The organism is Moryella indoligenes (assembly GCF_030812885.1).
Classification (GTDB): domain Bacteria; phylum Bacillota; class Clostridia; order Lachnospirales; family Lachnospiraceae; genus Moryella; species Moryella indoligenes.
Genome location: NZ_JAUSTO010000002.1, coordinates 229803 through 244010 on the forward strand (window position 1 = coordinate 229803; position 14208 = coordinate 244010).

Here is a 14208-nt window from a genome sequence, read left to right on the forward strand (position 1 = left end):
AATTTATGGCAACGACACAGAAGATCCGCAATGACATTGCGAAAACCAAAGAAAAGATCGCGGAGCAGCAGAAACGCCTTCGTGCGCTGGAAGCCCAGCTTGCGGAGGAAGAAAATCTGGAAATCGTCCGCATGGTAAAAGCCGTGAAGATGGACAACAAGGAGTTGACCGCTTTCCTGAAAGCCTATGCCAGCGGTATGATCTCCCTGCCGGAAGGTATGCTGCAGGAGGGAGACACCGAGAATGAGGAAACGGAGGGATACGAGGATGAAGCATAACTTTATGACAAAAATGGTATCGGCTCTTTTGGCGGTGGTGCTCAGCACTGCCGCTTTTTCTATCACCGCCTTTGCCAGCGGCTGCGAGGAAACCACGGAGTCCGTGGCTGAACAGGAAACGGCTGGGGATGTCTCTGATCTGCTTTCCGCTCTGGCAGGCAGCCAGGTCACGGTATCCGTCACCGAGGATGGTATCCAGTTCAGTTCCGGCGAAAATGACTCCGGGCAGACCGGCACCGTCACCACGGGCGGCGGCAATCTGAATGTCCGCACGGGTGCGGGAATGGACTACACCGCCTTCACTCAGCTTCCCAACGGAACGACCGTGAAGGTGATCGGCACGGACGGAGACTGGCTGAAGGTCATCCTGCCGGAGAAAGTCGGCTATGTCTATTCCGGCTACATGACGGTAAGTGACGGCGAGGCTGGCTCTGGGGAAGGTTCTTTCTCTCTGGATGCGGAAACACTGGAAAATCTGCTGGGTATGCTGGGCGGTGGTTTGAATGGCGGTGCCGCTTTGACTCCGGACGGGAACCTTTCGCTGATTGACGATATTGGCAGCCAGACCGCCAGCGGCAAGCAGTTTATTACAGTGGAAACGAAGAACGGCAATGTGTTCTATCTCATTATCGACCGTGACGATGAGGGCGAGGAAACCGTGCATTTTCTGAACCAGGTGGATGAAGCCGACCTCATGGCGCTTACGGAGGATGGAGAAAAGGCGGAAACACCTATTGTCTGCACCTGTACGGAGAAGTGCCAGGCCGGAGCGGTCAATACCGCTTGCCCGGTCTGCGTAAAAAACCTTAGTGAATGTGTTGGCACAGAACAGAAAGCTGCGGAGCCCACCGAGCCGGAGAATCCGGAACCCGAAAAGAAAAGCAATACCGGGGCGATCCTGGCGGTGCTGCTGATCCTTGCAGCCGGAGGCGGCGCGGCGGTCTATTTCCTGGTGCTGAAACCAAAGCAGGGCAAGAAAGTTCCCACTGATCTGGATGATTTCGACCTGGAGGATGAAGAAGAATATCTGACTGAGGACGAGGAAATATCCCAGAAAGAATAACACACAAGCCCACCGCTTTTGACGGTGGGCTTTGAGATGGTTACTTTGGTTGGACGAGAGTAATATCATTTGCATCCATAGAATCTTTTACATAAAGCCTTGGAGTGCTATCTTCTGGGATACCTTCCAACATGAGCTGGGCAAGTGCTTGATTAAACGAAGTTTGCAATGAGCGACCAAAGCCAATGGATGAATATAGCTGAGATGCAAATACACATGCCGCTTCATCGCCTATGGAAGTTGACATTCCTATTGCGGAGTCAATATGTTCAACAACACTCTCGGCTTGAGGCTCTGAAAAGCAAGCATTAAAAACAACAAGCCTAATAGTGTCTGACGCAGTTGCCATTGCCATTGAGATTGCTTCTTTGCTAACCAGTTTAGCACTACCATCTGGATTTAGTAAAACAAGATCACCGTCGGTCGTTCCATGACCGCTAAAATGAACAATAGTGGGATTGGTTTCATTGATTGCTTGCAGTATATCACCAGCGCGAGTAGCCCATCTACTTTCAAAGCGGATAGAATCGCGGTAATCGGCCATACGAATTTTTTGCTGGATAGATCGTGCTTCTTCATCAAGTTGCAAGGAAGTTGTTCCTATAGGATTAGCAGCAAGGAATAAAACGGTTATGACTTCTGGTACAGTCTGTAATTGCTCAATATCTTGTTGCATCTGTCTTTGTATCCTTTCGTTTTCTCGGAGCCGCTGTTCCAACTGCCGTGCTTGGCGATTAGCCTCCTGCATACGTTTTTTATCTTCGGCTTCTTGTTTCTTTTGAACTCGAACTTCTTCGTTCCGGTAGTTTTTTTCGGCTGTGGCTACCTCTTTTTCCTTGGCGGCTATCTTCTTTTGAATGTCACCAATCTTTTTTTGTACATCGGCGATTGACTTTGTAGCGCGATCAATGTCGCCGAGACGAGATTTTATTGTAGATTGATTTTTTGTTCTGCTTATTGCACTTTTAGCGGATATGATTTTACTTTGCAGCGGTGCTAACTTCGCTTGCTCTTTTGCCAAGTTCTGGCTCAGTTTTGTTAGCTCTTCTTTTTTTCGTAAAAGAGTATTGCGATAGCTATCAAGTTGGGACATTTAATCACCCTTTTCTCTTAGAATAATTAAATTATATCACAAAATGACAGCAAATCAATGTTAGGAGGAATCGAATGAGTAAACTGATTATTGCAGAAAAACCGAGTGTAGCAAAATCTATTGCGTCGGCCCTGGGTGCTTCATCCAGAGCCGATGGCTTTTATGAGGGCAACGGTCTTCTTGTTTCCTGGTGCGTGGGGCACCTGGTATCCCCAATGGATGCGGCCGGCTATGACGAGCGTTTCAAGAAATGGCGCTATGACGATCTTCCCATTCTGCCGGAGCCGTTCCGCTATGTGCTGGCACCGGGCAAGGAGGATGCTTTTGAAAATCTCCGTGCCCTGATGGACCGCTCCGATGTGGATACCATCGTCAATGCCTGTGACGCCGGGCGTGAAGGGGAGCTGATCTTCCGTCTGGTGTATGAAATGGCCGGCTGCCGCAAGCCGGTCCTCCGTCTCTGGATTTCCTCGATGGAGGACAGCGCTATCAGGGAGGGCTTTTCTGACCTACGCCCCAGCGCCGATTATGAAGCCTTGTATCAATCCGCCCTCTGCCGCCAGAAAGCGGATTGGCTGGTTGGCATCAATGCCACGCGCCTTTTCTCCGTTCTCTATCACCGCACTCTGAATGTGGGCCGTGTGCAGACACCTACGCTGGCAATGATGGCGGATCGTGACGCAAAGATCACGCTGTTTCACAAGGAAAAATATCATTTGCTGCGTCCGACGCTGAACGGTGTCGAGGCGGTGTCAGAGAAGTTCACCAATCCGGCAGAGGCGGAACAGGCAGCGGCGGCGTGCAAGGGTGCGGTCACCACCTGTACTTCCGTCACAAAGGAGAAGAAGAAGGAACAGCCGCCGAAGCTCTATGATCTCACCACCTTGCAGCGGGAGGCGAACCGCCTGTTCGGATACACGGCGAAGCAGACCCTTGACTACGCCCAGAGCCTCTACGAAAAGAAGCTGCTGACCTATCCCCGCACGGACAGCCGGTATCTGACCTCCGACATGGCGGAAACAGCCTCCTGCGTCATCCATCTGGCGGCGAAGGTGCCGCCCTTTGACGGGATCAGCAACTTCTTCCCGCTGGTGGAGGCCATGATCTCCGACAAGGATGTATCTGACCACCACGCCATTATCCCCACGATGGAGATTGAAAAGGCAGATATCAAGGCTCTGCCCCTGGGTGAGCGCAATTTGTTCCTGCTGGTCTGCTGCAAGCTGCTGTGTGCATCGGCGGAGCCGTATGGGTATGAGACGGTCACGGCCACATTTGACTGCTGCGGCCATTCCTTCACCGCAAAGGGCAAGCGCGTCATCTCCGAAGGCTGGCGGGAAATCGACCGCATTTTCCGTGCCTTCTTGAAGGAAAAGCCTGCGGATGGGGACGGCGATACGCTCCCTGACTTCACCGAAGGGCAGACTTTTGACAGTGCGGAGGTTGCTGTTACCGAGCATTTCACCCAGCCGCCGAAGCCCTACACCGAAGATACCCTTCTGTCCGCTATGGAGAATGCGGGCAAGGACGGCATTCCCGACGAGGCGGAGCGAAAGGGACTTGGCACGCCTGCGACCAGGGCGGCCATCATCGAAAAGCTGGTGGCGGCCGGATTTGTGGAACGCAAGGGCAAAAACCTGATCCCGACGAAAGCAGGTATCAACCTTGTCACGGTCTTGCCGGAGCCGCTGACCTCTCCCATGCTGACAGCGGAATGGGAACAGAAATTGACGGAGATCGCAAAGGGCGGCGCTGACCCGGATATCTTCATGGACGGTATCCGCACGATGGTTCAGGAGATCGTATCCACCTATTCCTGCATTTCCGAGGATGGAAAAAAGCTGTTTGCCCCGGAGAAGGAAGTGATCGGTACCTGCCCCCGCTGCGGCCAGCCGATTTATGAGGGCAAGAAGAACTTTGCGTGTTCGGATCGGTCCTGCGGTTTCGTCCTCTGGAAAAATGACCGCTTCTGGACGAGCCGCAAGAAGGAGCTGACAAAGAAGATGGCAACGGACCTTCTGAAAAAGGGTCGCACCAATGTCAAGGGAATGTGGTCTGAAAAGAAACAGGCCACTTATGACGCTGCGGTGATCCTGGATGACACGGGCGGCAAATACATCAACTTCAAACTGGAATTTCCGAAAAGAAAGGAAGGTGTCAATGGCAGAAAATAAGACTTTGGAACATTTACCCGAAGTGAGGGCGGCGGTGGCTGCCCTCTCCCCGGAGGACCAGGAGGTGCTGGCGGCGGTGCAGACCTCGCCCTTCAAGTTGACAACACCAGAGCAGTTTAAGGAGTTTGCGACCAACATCGACTATTTCGTATTTGAGCCCAATATCCACGATCTGAACGATCTGGGCTGGCGGTATCTGGCACAGCACATGGATACGCCGTTACCCCCGGAACTTCTGAAAGCAATCGACCCTGTTCCTTTTGGCAAGTACGCCATGCAGGAGGAACAGGGCCATTTTACGGAACACGGATATATTTCTCTTTCCGGCGACGAGTGGGTGCATGAACGCCCTGCGGAGCCGGAGAAAAAGCCTTCCATCCGGGAACGGCTGGAACAAGGCAAGAAGGAATGTGCGGAGAAAAACAAGGCGCAGCCCCACAAGGAAAAGTCTGCGCCGGAACTGTAAGGAGGTTCTGATATGCCATATTACGATCACAACAAGGATTATCCCTTTGCCGCCTTTATCACCAATCTTGGGAAATATAACGAGGGCGAGCTTGTGGGCGAGTGGGTGAAGTTTCCCACCACCGCCGAGGACTTGAAGGAAGTGTTTAAGCGGATCGGGATCGGCCAGAAGGATGACTTCGGCCAGCCCTATGAGGAATGGTTCATCACGGACTATGACTGCTATGTGGACGGTCTTTACAGTAAGCTGGGTGAATATGAAAATCTGGACGAGCTGAATTATCTGGCATCGAAGCTGGATGAAATGAGCGAAAGCGAATACGCACAGTTTCAGGCCGGTATGGAAATGGGCGACCATTGCGGCAGCCTGCAGGAGATCATCAACCTCACCGAGAATCTGGATTGCTATGAGGTTTACCCCGATATCCATGACTATGACGATCTGGGCCGCTATTACATCGAAGAACTGGACGTTATGCAGGTGCCAGAGCATTTGCAGAATTACATCGATTATGAGGCCTACGGCCAGGACGTTGCGTTGGAGGAAAACGGCACCTTCACGGATCAGGGCTATGTGCGTGATACGGGTGACAGTTTCCATGAGTATTACGACGGTGAGCGCGGCAGTATCCCCGACGAGTACCGGGTGATGACCTTCCAGGACGATCTTCCCGAAGAAGAAAAATCCGAGTGGGCTATGGATATTGCCTTTGACATGGACGAGTTTTTCCGTCAGAACGATCCGCAGTATGCGGCGGAGCACCCGGAGGCACACGCTGCAAAGGAAGAACTGTATGAAAATCTGATGACCGGGCGCATCTCCGCTTTGGAGGAAAAGCTGGCGGCGCTGGACCAGACCCAGGAGGACTATCTTCCCTCCGAGATTGAAAAGTTCAAGGACGCCACGGGCTATGAAGAATATCTTGATTTTGACCCGGCGGAGGTCAAGGCAGCTTTGGAGGACCCGGCTAAATCCCGTGTGGATGAAATGCTGGCCGCCGCGGAGAGGGCTGCCTCGGAAAAAATGACTGTGCTTGTAGTGGAACCTATGAAGGAACCCTATGTGAAGGAGATCGACCCCAATCTTCATTCCCTGCAGGCAGAGATCGGCGGAGACATTGGCGCAACCTATCCCTATTCTGACCCGGTGGCGCTGGTTTGCAATGATGAAGGAAAGCTCATAGGGCTTGATCTGAACCGTGGGCTGCGGGATGAAAATGGAGAAATTTATGATATCGTAGCAGGGACTTTTTTGGTGGTTGGACTTGGTGAGGAAGATTTTGCGTCCCTGTCCCCGGAACTGATTCAGAAATACACGGAACAGTTCAAAACGCCGGAACGATTTATGCAGATCAATGGCAATATCGTTGTTCTTCCTGTCCCAGCAGAGAAGCAAGACCTCGCTTATCTGCCAGACCGTTTTGAAACTGGCGAGCGTGTGCAGACACCGAGGGGCAGCTTTCAGGTGACGGCTATGAGCCGGGAACAGATGGAGGCGGCCGGTTACGGTGTCCACCATATTTCCGATGATGGAAAGTATCTTATCATGGGAAATGGTACGCGGGCCTTTGCCGTGGCAGCGGAGCAGCCGGAGAAGGACAATCCTCTCCGCACCGCTGAAATGACGCTGGAGGATGACTATGGCATGATCGACGGCGTTATCAACAACGGCAGACGCGGTGAAGAATCGGAAAAAGCCCAGGAGTACGCAGATCGGACAACGCCGGAGAAGCCTTCCATCCGTGAGCGGTTGGAGGATGCCAAACGTGAGTGTGCCGAGCACAAGCCACCGGAGGGCAAGAAGTCCGGTCGTGATGTGCCGGAGCATGACTGCCTATGAGCCGAAGCAAGAAATGGCGGCTGGAATGGGCGTTCTTTCTGGGCGAGAACGGCAGACGGCAGTATAACCATATCTGCAAAAAATGTGTTCACGGCTGCAAGCAGAGTTTCCGGGCGTGTCTGGTCGCTTGTCCGCATTACAGTTCCAAACGATCTAAAATTTGTGAGGATAAGGGTAGAAAAACCGCAGAATAATTCCCTGTATCCGTACCTTCAAAGAGATCCTTTATGATTTCTCATGTGTCGGTCTGCTTGCTGGCACATAGAGAAAATGGCTCGATTTCAAACACTTTCTGACACATAAAACGGGAGTACAGCTTTTCGGTTCATCCGATTGGCTGTACTCCCGCTTTTTCTTTTTGCTATCATCAAATTACTTTAACACGGTTCTGTTGTTTGAACAGGGGTACAAATTGTACCTCCGTTGAAAAGGAATTTCCATAGTATTTTCTCATTAGGATTGGATAGGAAAGGATGGATAGCCGCCGTAGTAGGCGTTGTGGGAATGTGCGTAAACTGTCAGAATTGCGAGGCTGTGGGAAAGCTGTTTGCAGGCCTGTGGGAAAAGGCTTGTCTTTTTCCATCAGGTTGTGAATGGTTTTTCCATCGGCACGAGCGGCAGTTTTCCATATTTCCATGACGCAAGAAAATCATCCAACGATCAGCCGGTACACTGTCAGCGGCACATACCACACCGCCACAATCAACCGCCATGCCAGAACGAAACCACCGATCACGCCGCCGATAATAAAGTTCAATGCAAACAGGGCGATTCCTCCACCCAGGGAGCCGCCACCCGGCACGATCCAGAGGCACATCCGATGGAGGCCAAACGGAAGTCCGCAGAGTATCCAGAGCCATACATAGTCAAGTTCTCCGTTCTTCATGCAGGCAGATTTGAAAATACAATACAGAATCAGCGCCACGATCACGGGCAGTACACTTTTGAAGAAAAATGCTTTGATTGCTTCGCTTCTTGTCATCGGTAAAACCTCCTTCCGCAGTTCCATTATACAGGATACCGGGAGCTGCGCCCAGCGCCTTTCAAAGGAAATTATTCAAGTTCATGCTGCCGCTGTTGTTCCTGTTCCTTTGGAACGGTCAGCAGCGCATCCACATTCTGTTTGACGGTATCGTATTCCTGGGCATCGGTTCTTGCGGCTTTGTACTCCGCAAGGAGTCGTTCCTTTTCTGCGGTGAGATTGGCAAGCTCCGTTTTCATGTTTTCCGTTGTCGGCAGCGGCACAGCCCCCAGCCGCTTCAATTCTCTGGCGGCCGCTTCAAAAAGGATGATCTCGCTCTCATGCCCCCGCAGGAACTTTTCTTTATCATTCGATTTACGGTATCGGTCATAAAGTGGCTTTAGCTGGCGGTAAGTGCCGACGTGCTTCATCACAAGAGTAAGTTCGGCACTTCTGCTTTCTATCCGCTTGATCTCTGCATGAGCGGTATCCCTGCGTGCGGATACTGCGGTCAATTTGCTTTCCAGCTCTCCATAATTGCTTATCCCGTGTTCGGTCAGGAAACTCATGGTCTTGGCGGCCTGTTTCAGATTATTCAGCTTCGCCCAATGGGTGAAGCCGGCGCTCTGCTGCGCCTTGATGTTGTTCTGGATATCAATGAGCAGGCTGATCTTTCCGTTCCGCTGTTTCGGCTGGTGGGAAGGTCTGGAGCGTCCGGCAATCCGGGCGGCAAGGGCTTCTTCGGTGTAGTCCACACCCAGCGTTTTCAGACGGGTGAACCGTTCCTGCTCCGGCGCTCTGGCGGAGATATATTTGCCCTGCTTGATCTCATAGCCTTCTCTCTGCAGGCGGCGGAGCAGTTCTTCCAGATCGGAACAGGTTGGCAGAAGCCGGTCGATAGCAGCTTTCAGCTTCGCCTTATAACTGGTGCCGTTCTGTGCAGCCTGATGTTCAATATAGCTCTTGCCCTTGTCCTGTCCTGGGATGATGACAGACAGACCGTGTTCCTTGCAAAGCCGATCCGAGGTGCGGCGGATGTAGTGATAGCTTCGCTTATTGGAATGATAGTGCTTGTAATCCGCAAAGCTGACCGCATTGAAAATCAGGTGGTTATGAACATGATCTTTGTCTATATGGGTGGTAAGTACAAACTCATACTTTCCGCCCAGGATTTCTTTTGCAAGCTCTATGCCGATTTCATGGGCCTGCTCCGGCGTGACCTCCCCAGGTTGAAAGGCTTGGATCAGGTGGCGACCCAGGTTCGTTCCCTTGTCAATAGCATGGCGGCGGGTCCAGGCAAATTCGATATCCGCAGTTTCGGCGGCGCAGCCATAGGAGGATACAAGCAGCTTTCCGTCCGTCTTTTCCGGGTTGCAAATATAGTCAATGGCTGCTTTCAGCGTTGACTTGATAGGTTGTGTCTTTGTAACTGCCATATCTCGTCCAGCCTTTCCCGTATCTCGTCCATGTCAGCCTGATACGCAGGGCCTCCGGCGTTAATTCGCTTGGCGATCTGGTTGATGTTCTGGCCGATGGCGGAAAGCTCTTTGGTGAACGCCTTGATATCTGCGGTGTCCGTATAGATAATATACCCGTCAATCGCCATCTTGCGGAGGTATGCGCCATATCTGCGTGTGGGTAACTGGCTCATTTTCTCGTCTATGAGCCGCTTTTCGTCCTCCGTGACATAGAATTTCATTTGGATATTTCGCTTTCGGTTTGCCATGCGCCGCCTCCGTTCTTTATAAGGGTTTGGGACTATCCCAACAAGCAATTTTGAATTTTCGGGCAAGGGACCTGAAAATTCAAAAATTCGCAAGCGGGTACTCGCTTGCTGTGCTTGCTACCGTATCCTATCCCTACTTATAAAGCGTTGCGGAAGCCCCAAAATGCCCACAAAATAAGAAAACAGAGGATGTTCAGACACCCTCCGTTTCTTCATTCGGCTTTTCAATTTTTAAGGCCCCGTCAATGGCACCTTCCACGATAGGCAAATACTGTTCCGGGCAGAGTTTTAACTTCTGTCCGACCCGCTGGCGCAGCTCGCTTTCCTCTCGCATGACCTCTGGATTGAAATATCTCTCCATCGGCAGGCCGCAGATTTTTACAAGCTGAATGATGACCGGCAGGCTTGGGATCGTGCCCTCGTTTTCGATGTTGGCAAGATACCTTGTATCAATGTTCACCTTTTCGGCTAAATCTTTTCGTGCAAGGTTCTTCGCCTTCCGTGCTTCTTTTACATCTGCACCGAAGGTTTCAAAGCCAGGGCAGTCTTCAACTTTTGCCATTCAACATCACCCGCATACATTTTATATTTCATAGTTTGTACATGGAATGATGTGATATCCACTTAACATACATTTTATATTTCGTATACTATCAAGATACAGCTTACATTAGAGGCTCACTTAAAAGAGAAAGCTCCCAAAAAGAATTGTTCAAAAGAAAAAGTCTTATCGGAACAAAAAAGGCAGATTAGAGCGGAAAATATTTCTTCCTCCTGTTATCATATTCGCTGAAAGCGCTTTACAGCGCTTTCAAAAAAAAACAAGAATTAGTCTTATCTAACCAAAGGAGGAATTTTCAATGTCTGAAGTGAGTACGGACAAAAAACTTAAAGGAAAAGACCTTATTACCATCGGTATCTTTTCCGCAATCTACTTTGTCATCAACTTTGCCTTCATGCTTCTTGGAGGCATTCACCCTGTTCTTTGGATGCTGATGCCTGGCTTTATCGCTGTGTTTGCAGGCATTCCCTTTATGCTGATGGTCGCAAAGGTTCAAAAACTGGGTGCAGTTTTCCTGATGGGGCTTATCACTGCTCTCATCTATTTTGCCACTGGACAATTTACCCTGGTGATCCTGATCTCAATGGCTTCAACTTGCATTTTGGCCGAAGTTGTCCGGGCGGTGACTAAGTATAATAGCTTCAAGGGAAATTCGATTGCCTATGTGATTTTTTCGCTGGGGATGGTTGGTTCTCCCCTTCCCATCTGGTTGTTTAAGGCCGATTTCCTGGCGCAGATTACGGAACAGGGAATGCCCGCTGATTATGTCGCGGCAGTTGAAGCTCTGTCATCCAATGCAATGCTAATCGTTCTGTTTGTTGCTCCAATCATCGGTGGTATCATCGGAGCCTTTATCGCCAGAGGTCTGTTCAAAAAGCACTTTGTAAAGGCAGGAATTGTGTGATGAATGGAGCGGGCAAAAAACATACATTAAGGTTCGATCCACGGACGGAATTGCTTTTATTGGTGCTGGCAAATATTGTGGCCTTTACCCAGCACTCCGTATGGCTTGAAATTACATGGGTTGTTTTTCTGCTCCTGCTGATCGTTGCCTGCGGATGCCAAAAATCCGCAGGCAAACTGGCAATCGCATTTGGAATTTGTCTGGCGCTACAATACTATGTATTTCCAAACGGACCGAAAATTTTAGCCAGCAGTTTCACGATCATTGTATCTTATGCAAGAAAGATTTTCCCTTGTTTGATTGTCGGTACAATGGTATTACAGAAAACGCCCGTCCGGGAATTGATGGTTGCGCTTCGGAAATGGCATATCCCGCAGGGATTGATTATTCCTTTGTCTGTAACCGTCCGGTACTTCCCAGCCTTGAAAGAAGAAACAGGTTATATTCGAGATGCCATGAAGCTCCGCAATATTCATGGAACGAAAAAAATCGAGTGCCTGTTAGTGCCGACAATGATTTCTGCAACTACAACAGCAGAGGAACTCTCTGCTGCCGCAGTTACACGGGGCATTGAAAATCCTGCTCCTAAGACAAGCATGATTGAAATGAAATTCGGTGTGCAGGACTTTGTGTGTTTGGCAATAGGCGTTGCTTTTTGCGTAGTTTCCATTATGGTAGGATAAGGAGGTGTTTCCTATGATTGAAATTCAAAATGTATCTTTTGAATATGAGAAATCGCAGGGGACGCTTTCTCATATAGACCTGAACATTCAGCAGGGCGAGTGCATTGTTCTTACTGGTGAATCAGGCTGTGGTAAGACAACCATAACAAAACTTATTAACGGTCTGATTCCTCATTTTGTCGAGGGCGGAACCTTATCTGGTACAACGATTGTAAACGGTATGAATGTAGCTCAAACAGAAATGTACCGTTTGGCAGAACAGGTTGGTTCCGTGTTCCAAAACCCAAAATCGCAGTTCTTCAATATAGATTCTGACAGCGAGATTACTTTTGGTTTGGAAAACGCAGGCGTTGAGCCAAGGAAAATCAAAGAGCGATATGATGCTACGGTTTCTGCTCTGAAAATACAGTCACTGCTGGGCCGTAATATCTTTTCTATGTCAGGCGGGGAAAAACAGAGTCTTGCGTTTGCTTCGGTGTATGCGATGAACCCTTCCGTCTTTGTACTTGACGAGCCGACGGCCAATTTGGATGCCGATGCGATTGACACCTTACGCCAGCAGATTATCCAGATCAAAAAAGAAGGACGGACGGTTGTTATTGCCGAACACCGCCTATATTTCCTGATGGATCTGATCGACCGGGCAATCTTCATTCAAAAGGGGAAAATCGTTCAGATATTTTCCGGGAATGAGTTTCGCAATCTTTCGGATGAGCAGCGTATCAGGATGGGGCTTAGAAGTCTTGTCCATCCTGTGCTGGAGCTGCCTCCCGCCGATCCGTCAGGAGCGCAGGAAGGCTTATCCGTAGAAAACCTTTCCTGTGCCTTTGATAAGCAGCCGGTATTCAGCGGCCTTGGCTTTTCTGCAAAACGAGGCGAAGTGTTGGGGATTGTCGGTCATAACGGTGCGGGAAAAACGACGATGACACGCTGCCTGTGCGGGCTTTTGAAAGAAGTGAACGGAACGGTTCGACTGGATGGGCAAACACTGAAAGCAAAACAGCGCAATAAGGCCAGCTTCTGTGTTATGCAGGATGTGAACCATCAGCTTTTTTCAGACAGCGTATGGAACGAATGTGAACTGGCGCAGCCGGATTGTCCGCCGGAGCGGATTGAAGAAATTCTCAGGTCTTTTGATTTACTGGATTTCAAAGACCGCCATCCGATGGCCCTGTCAGGAGGTCAGAAACAGCGCCTTGCGGTGGCAACCGCTATTCTCTCCAACAAGGATGTACTTGTCTTTGATGAGCCGACCAGTGGCCTGGACTATCACCGTATGCTGGAAGTGAGCAATATGATCCGCAAGTTGAATGATGAGAATAAAGTTATCATCATTGTTTCTCATGATTTTGAGTTTTTAGGCCGGACTTGTGATAAAATATTTGATATGGAGGGATGCTCCATAGAAAGGAGGTAGCGTCTATGCCGGAACTATTCCAGGAAATGTACTACGGCCCGAATGTTCAAAACTTAATCGAGTCAGATGATTGCAAGGTAATGCGTTTAAGCGATAACTCCGGTGAAGGCATGATGACGCTCTATCATGTCTTTCCCGGTGTATTTCTCATGTATAATGATTTCCACATGAAGGAGTGCATTTCGGGCTTCCAGACAGATATGGACCTGCTCTGTATAGATCACTGCCGGGAAGGACGCATTGAGCAGGAAGTCGGCCAGAATGCCTTTAGCTATTTAGAGGCAGGCGATCTTCGGGTGGATCGCCGCATCCATCATTCCGGCAAAGTAGAATTTCCCCTTTGCCACTACCACGGTATTTCCATTGGCTTTCAACTGGAAACCGCGGCAAAAGAAATTCCAGCCTATATGAAGGGCTTTTCTGTTGACCTTTACGAATTACAAAATAAATATTGCAGTGACCGTACACCCTATGTCATTCCTGGTGAACCGGCGATTGAACACATCTTTTCTGAGCTTTACAATGTTCCGGTCAAAATCAAGAGGGATTATTTCAAAATCAAGGTGCTGGAGCTGCTGTTGTATCTGGATGCTCTGGAATTGGCAGGGCATACAGAAGAACGCCCGTATTTCTACAAAGGGCAGATTGAGAAGATTAAAGCAATTCAGGCGCTCCTAACTCAGGACTTAACACAGAACTATACATTAGAGGAGCTTTCCGAGCGGTTTGACATCGCTCTAACTCCAATGAAAAATTGTTTTAAGTCGGTATATGGCAGCCCAATTTTCACATATATGCGAAATTACCGAATGAACTATGCCGCTTCTTTGCTGCGATCCGATCAGACGCTGAAGGTGGCTGAGATAGCGGGACTTGTAGGATATGACAGTCCCAGCAAATTTGCTTCTGCATTTCATCAGACAATGGGGAAAACACCGTTGGAATATCGAAAATCAATTATCTGATTGGCACAGAAAAGGCCGCGTGGAGCGGAAGAAAAAACTGAATCATGATAAATTAAGGATGGTTAGTAGGACTTAAC

General features: G+C 49.7%; 13 protein-coding genes and 2 pseudogenes. 10 read left to right on the forward strand and 5 right to left on the reverse strand.

The genetic code is table 11. The features are described from left to right. The first annotated feature begins 5 nt into the window (after positions 1 to 5). Both J2S20_RS02630 and J2S20_RS02635 read left to right on the forward strand, forming a co-directional pair. Positions 6 to 278, forward strand: coding sequence for a DUF4315 family protein (locus J2S20_RS02630; protein WP_055266785.1), 273 nt, complete (start codon positions 6 to 8; stop codon positions 276 to 278). Then, positions 268 to 1341, forward strand: coding sequence for a CD1107 family mobile element protein (locus tag J2S20_RS02635; RefSeq protein WP_307252923.1), 1074 nt, complete (start codon positions 268 to 270; stop codon positions 1339 to 1341). Before J2S20_RS02630 ends, J2S20_RS02635 begins: the two co-directional genes overlap by 11 nt. Before the next feature lie 40 nt (positions 1342 to 1381). On the opposite strand, the gene J2S20_RS02640 is transcribed toward J2S20_RS02635, so the two are convergent. Further along, positions 1382 to 2434, reverse strand: a complete 1053-nt coding sequence (locus J2S20_RS02640; protein ID WP_307252926.1) for a CHAT domain-containing protein — start codon at positions 2432 to 2434, stop codon at positions 1382 to 1384. Between the two features lie 74 nt (positions 2435 to 2508). Between J2S20_RS02640 and J2S20_RS02645 the strand changes: the two genes are divergently transcribed. The 4 genes and pseudogenes from J2S20_RS02645 to J2S20_RS12380 all read left to right on the forward strand — a co-directional run. Next, positions 2509 to 4608, forward strand: coding sequence for a type IA DNA topoisomerase (locus J2S20_RS02645; RefSeq protein ID WP_307252929.1), 2100 nt, complete (start codon positions 2509 to 2511; stop codon positions 4606 to 4608). After that, positions 4595 to 5074, forward strand: coding sequence for a hypothetical protein (locus J2S20_RS02650; RefSeq protein ID WP_307252931.1), 480 nt, complete (start codon positions 4595 to 4597; stop codon positions 5072 to 5074). Before J2S20_RS02645 ends, J2S20_RS02650 begins: the two co-directional genes overlap by 14 nt. 12 nt (positions 5075 to 5086) lie before the next feature. Then, positions 5087 to 6391 (forward strand): annotated as a pseudogene (locus tag J2S20_RS02655) (antirestriction protein ArdA); the annotation flags it as partial. Between the two features lie 93 nt (positions 6392 to 6484). Continuing rightward, a pseudogene (locus J2S20_RS12380) lies at positions 6485 to 6913 on the forward strand (DUF4316 domain-containing protein); the annotation flags it as partial. 649 nt (positions 6914 to 7562) lie between these two features. On the opposite strand, the gene J2S20_RS02665 reads toward J2S20_RS12380, so the two are convergent. The 4 genes from J2S20_RS02665 to J2S20_RS02680 all read right to left on the reverse strand — a co-directional run bounded on the left by J2S20_RS02665 (position 7563) and on the right by J2S20_RS02680 (position 10162). Next, positions 7563 to 7895 carry a DUF6050 family protein gene (locus tag J2S20_RS02665; protein WP_117513598.1) on the reverse strand — a complete coding sequence of 111 codons (333 nt, stop codon included), beginning with the start codon at positions 7893 to 7895 and terminating at the stop codon, positions 7563 to 7565. Positions 7896 to 7966: 71 nt separating this feature from the next. Beyond that, positions 7967 to 9310: a relaxase/mobilization nuclease domain-containing protein gene (locus J2S20_RS02670; protein ID WP_307252948.1), complete on the reverse strand. Its 1344-nt coding sequence runs from the start codon at positions 9308 to 9310 to the stop codon at positions 7967 to 7969. After that, the gene (locus tag J2S20_RS02675; protein WP_307252951.1) at positions 9271 to 9600 is read right to left on the reverse strand and encodes a MobC family plasmid mobilization relaxosome protein; all 330 of its coding nucleotides are present in this window, start codon (positions 9598 to 9600) and stop codon (positions 9271 to 9273) included. Before J2S20_RS02675 ends, J2S20_RS02670 begins: the two co-directional genes overlap by 40 nt. A 193-nt stretch (positions 9601 to 9793) precedes the next feature. Next, entirely contained in the window at positions 9794 to 10162 is a 369-nt protein-coding gene (locus J2S20_RS02680) for a helix-turn-helix transcriptional regulator (protein WP_117492189.1), read from the reverse strand. A 298-nt stretch (positions 10163 to 10460) separates the two neighbouring features. Here J2S20_RS02680 and J2S20_RS02685 point away from each other — a divergent pair, with 298 nt between their 5' ends. The 4 genes from J2S20_RS02685 to J2S20_RS02700 are packed head-to-tail and all read left to right on the forward strand — an operon-like array spanning position 10461 to position 14131. Then, on the forward strand, positions 10461 to 11066 hold the full coding sequence (locus tag J2S20_RS02685) for an MptD family putative ECF transporter S component (protein WP_028088165.1): 606 nt from the start codon (positions 10461 to 10463) through the stop codon (positions 11064 to 11066). Then, entirely contained in the window at positions 11066 to 11749 is a 684-nt protein-coding gene (locus tag J2S20_RS02690; RefSeq protein ID WP_307253047.1) for an energy-coupling factor transporter transmembrane component T, read from the forward strand. Before J2S20_RS02685 ends, J2S20_RS02690 begins: the two co-directional genes overlap by 1 nt. 13 nt (positions 11750 to 11762) lie before the next feature. Beyond that, complete coding sequence (locus J2S20_RS02695) at positions 11763 to 13166, forward strand: ABC transporter ATP-binding protein (RefSeq protein ID WP_005342703.1); 1404 nt, start codon at positions 11763 to 11765, stop codon at positions 13164 to 13166. A 5-nt stretch (positions 13167 to 13171) separates the two neighbouring features. Beyond that, positions 13172 to 14131, forward strand: a complete 960-nt coding sequence (locus J2S20_RS02700) for a helix-turn-helix domain-containing protein (RefSeq protein WP_307252966.1) — start codon at positions 13172 to 13174, stop codon at positions 14129 to 14131. Positions 14132 to 14208: the final 77 nt, after the last annotated feature.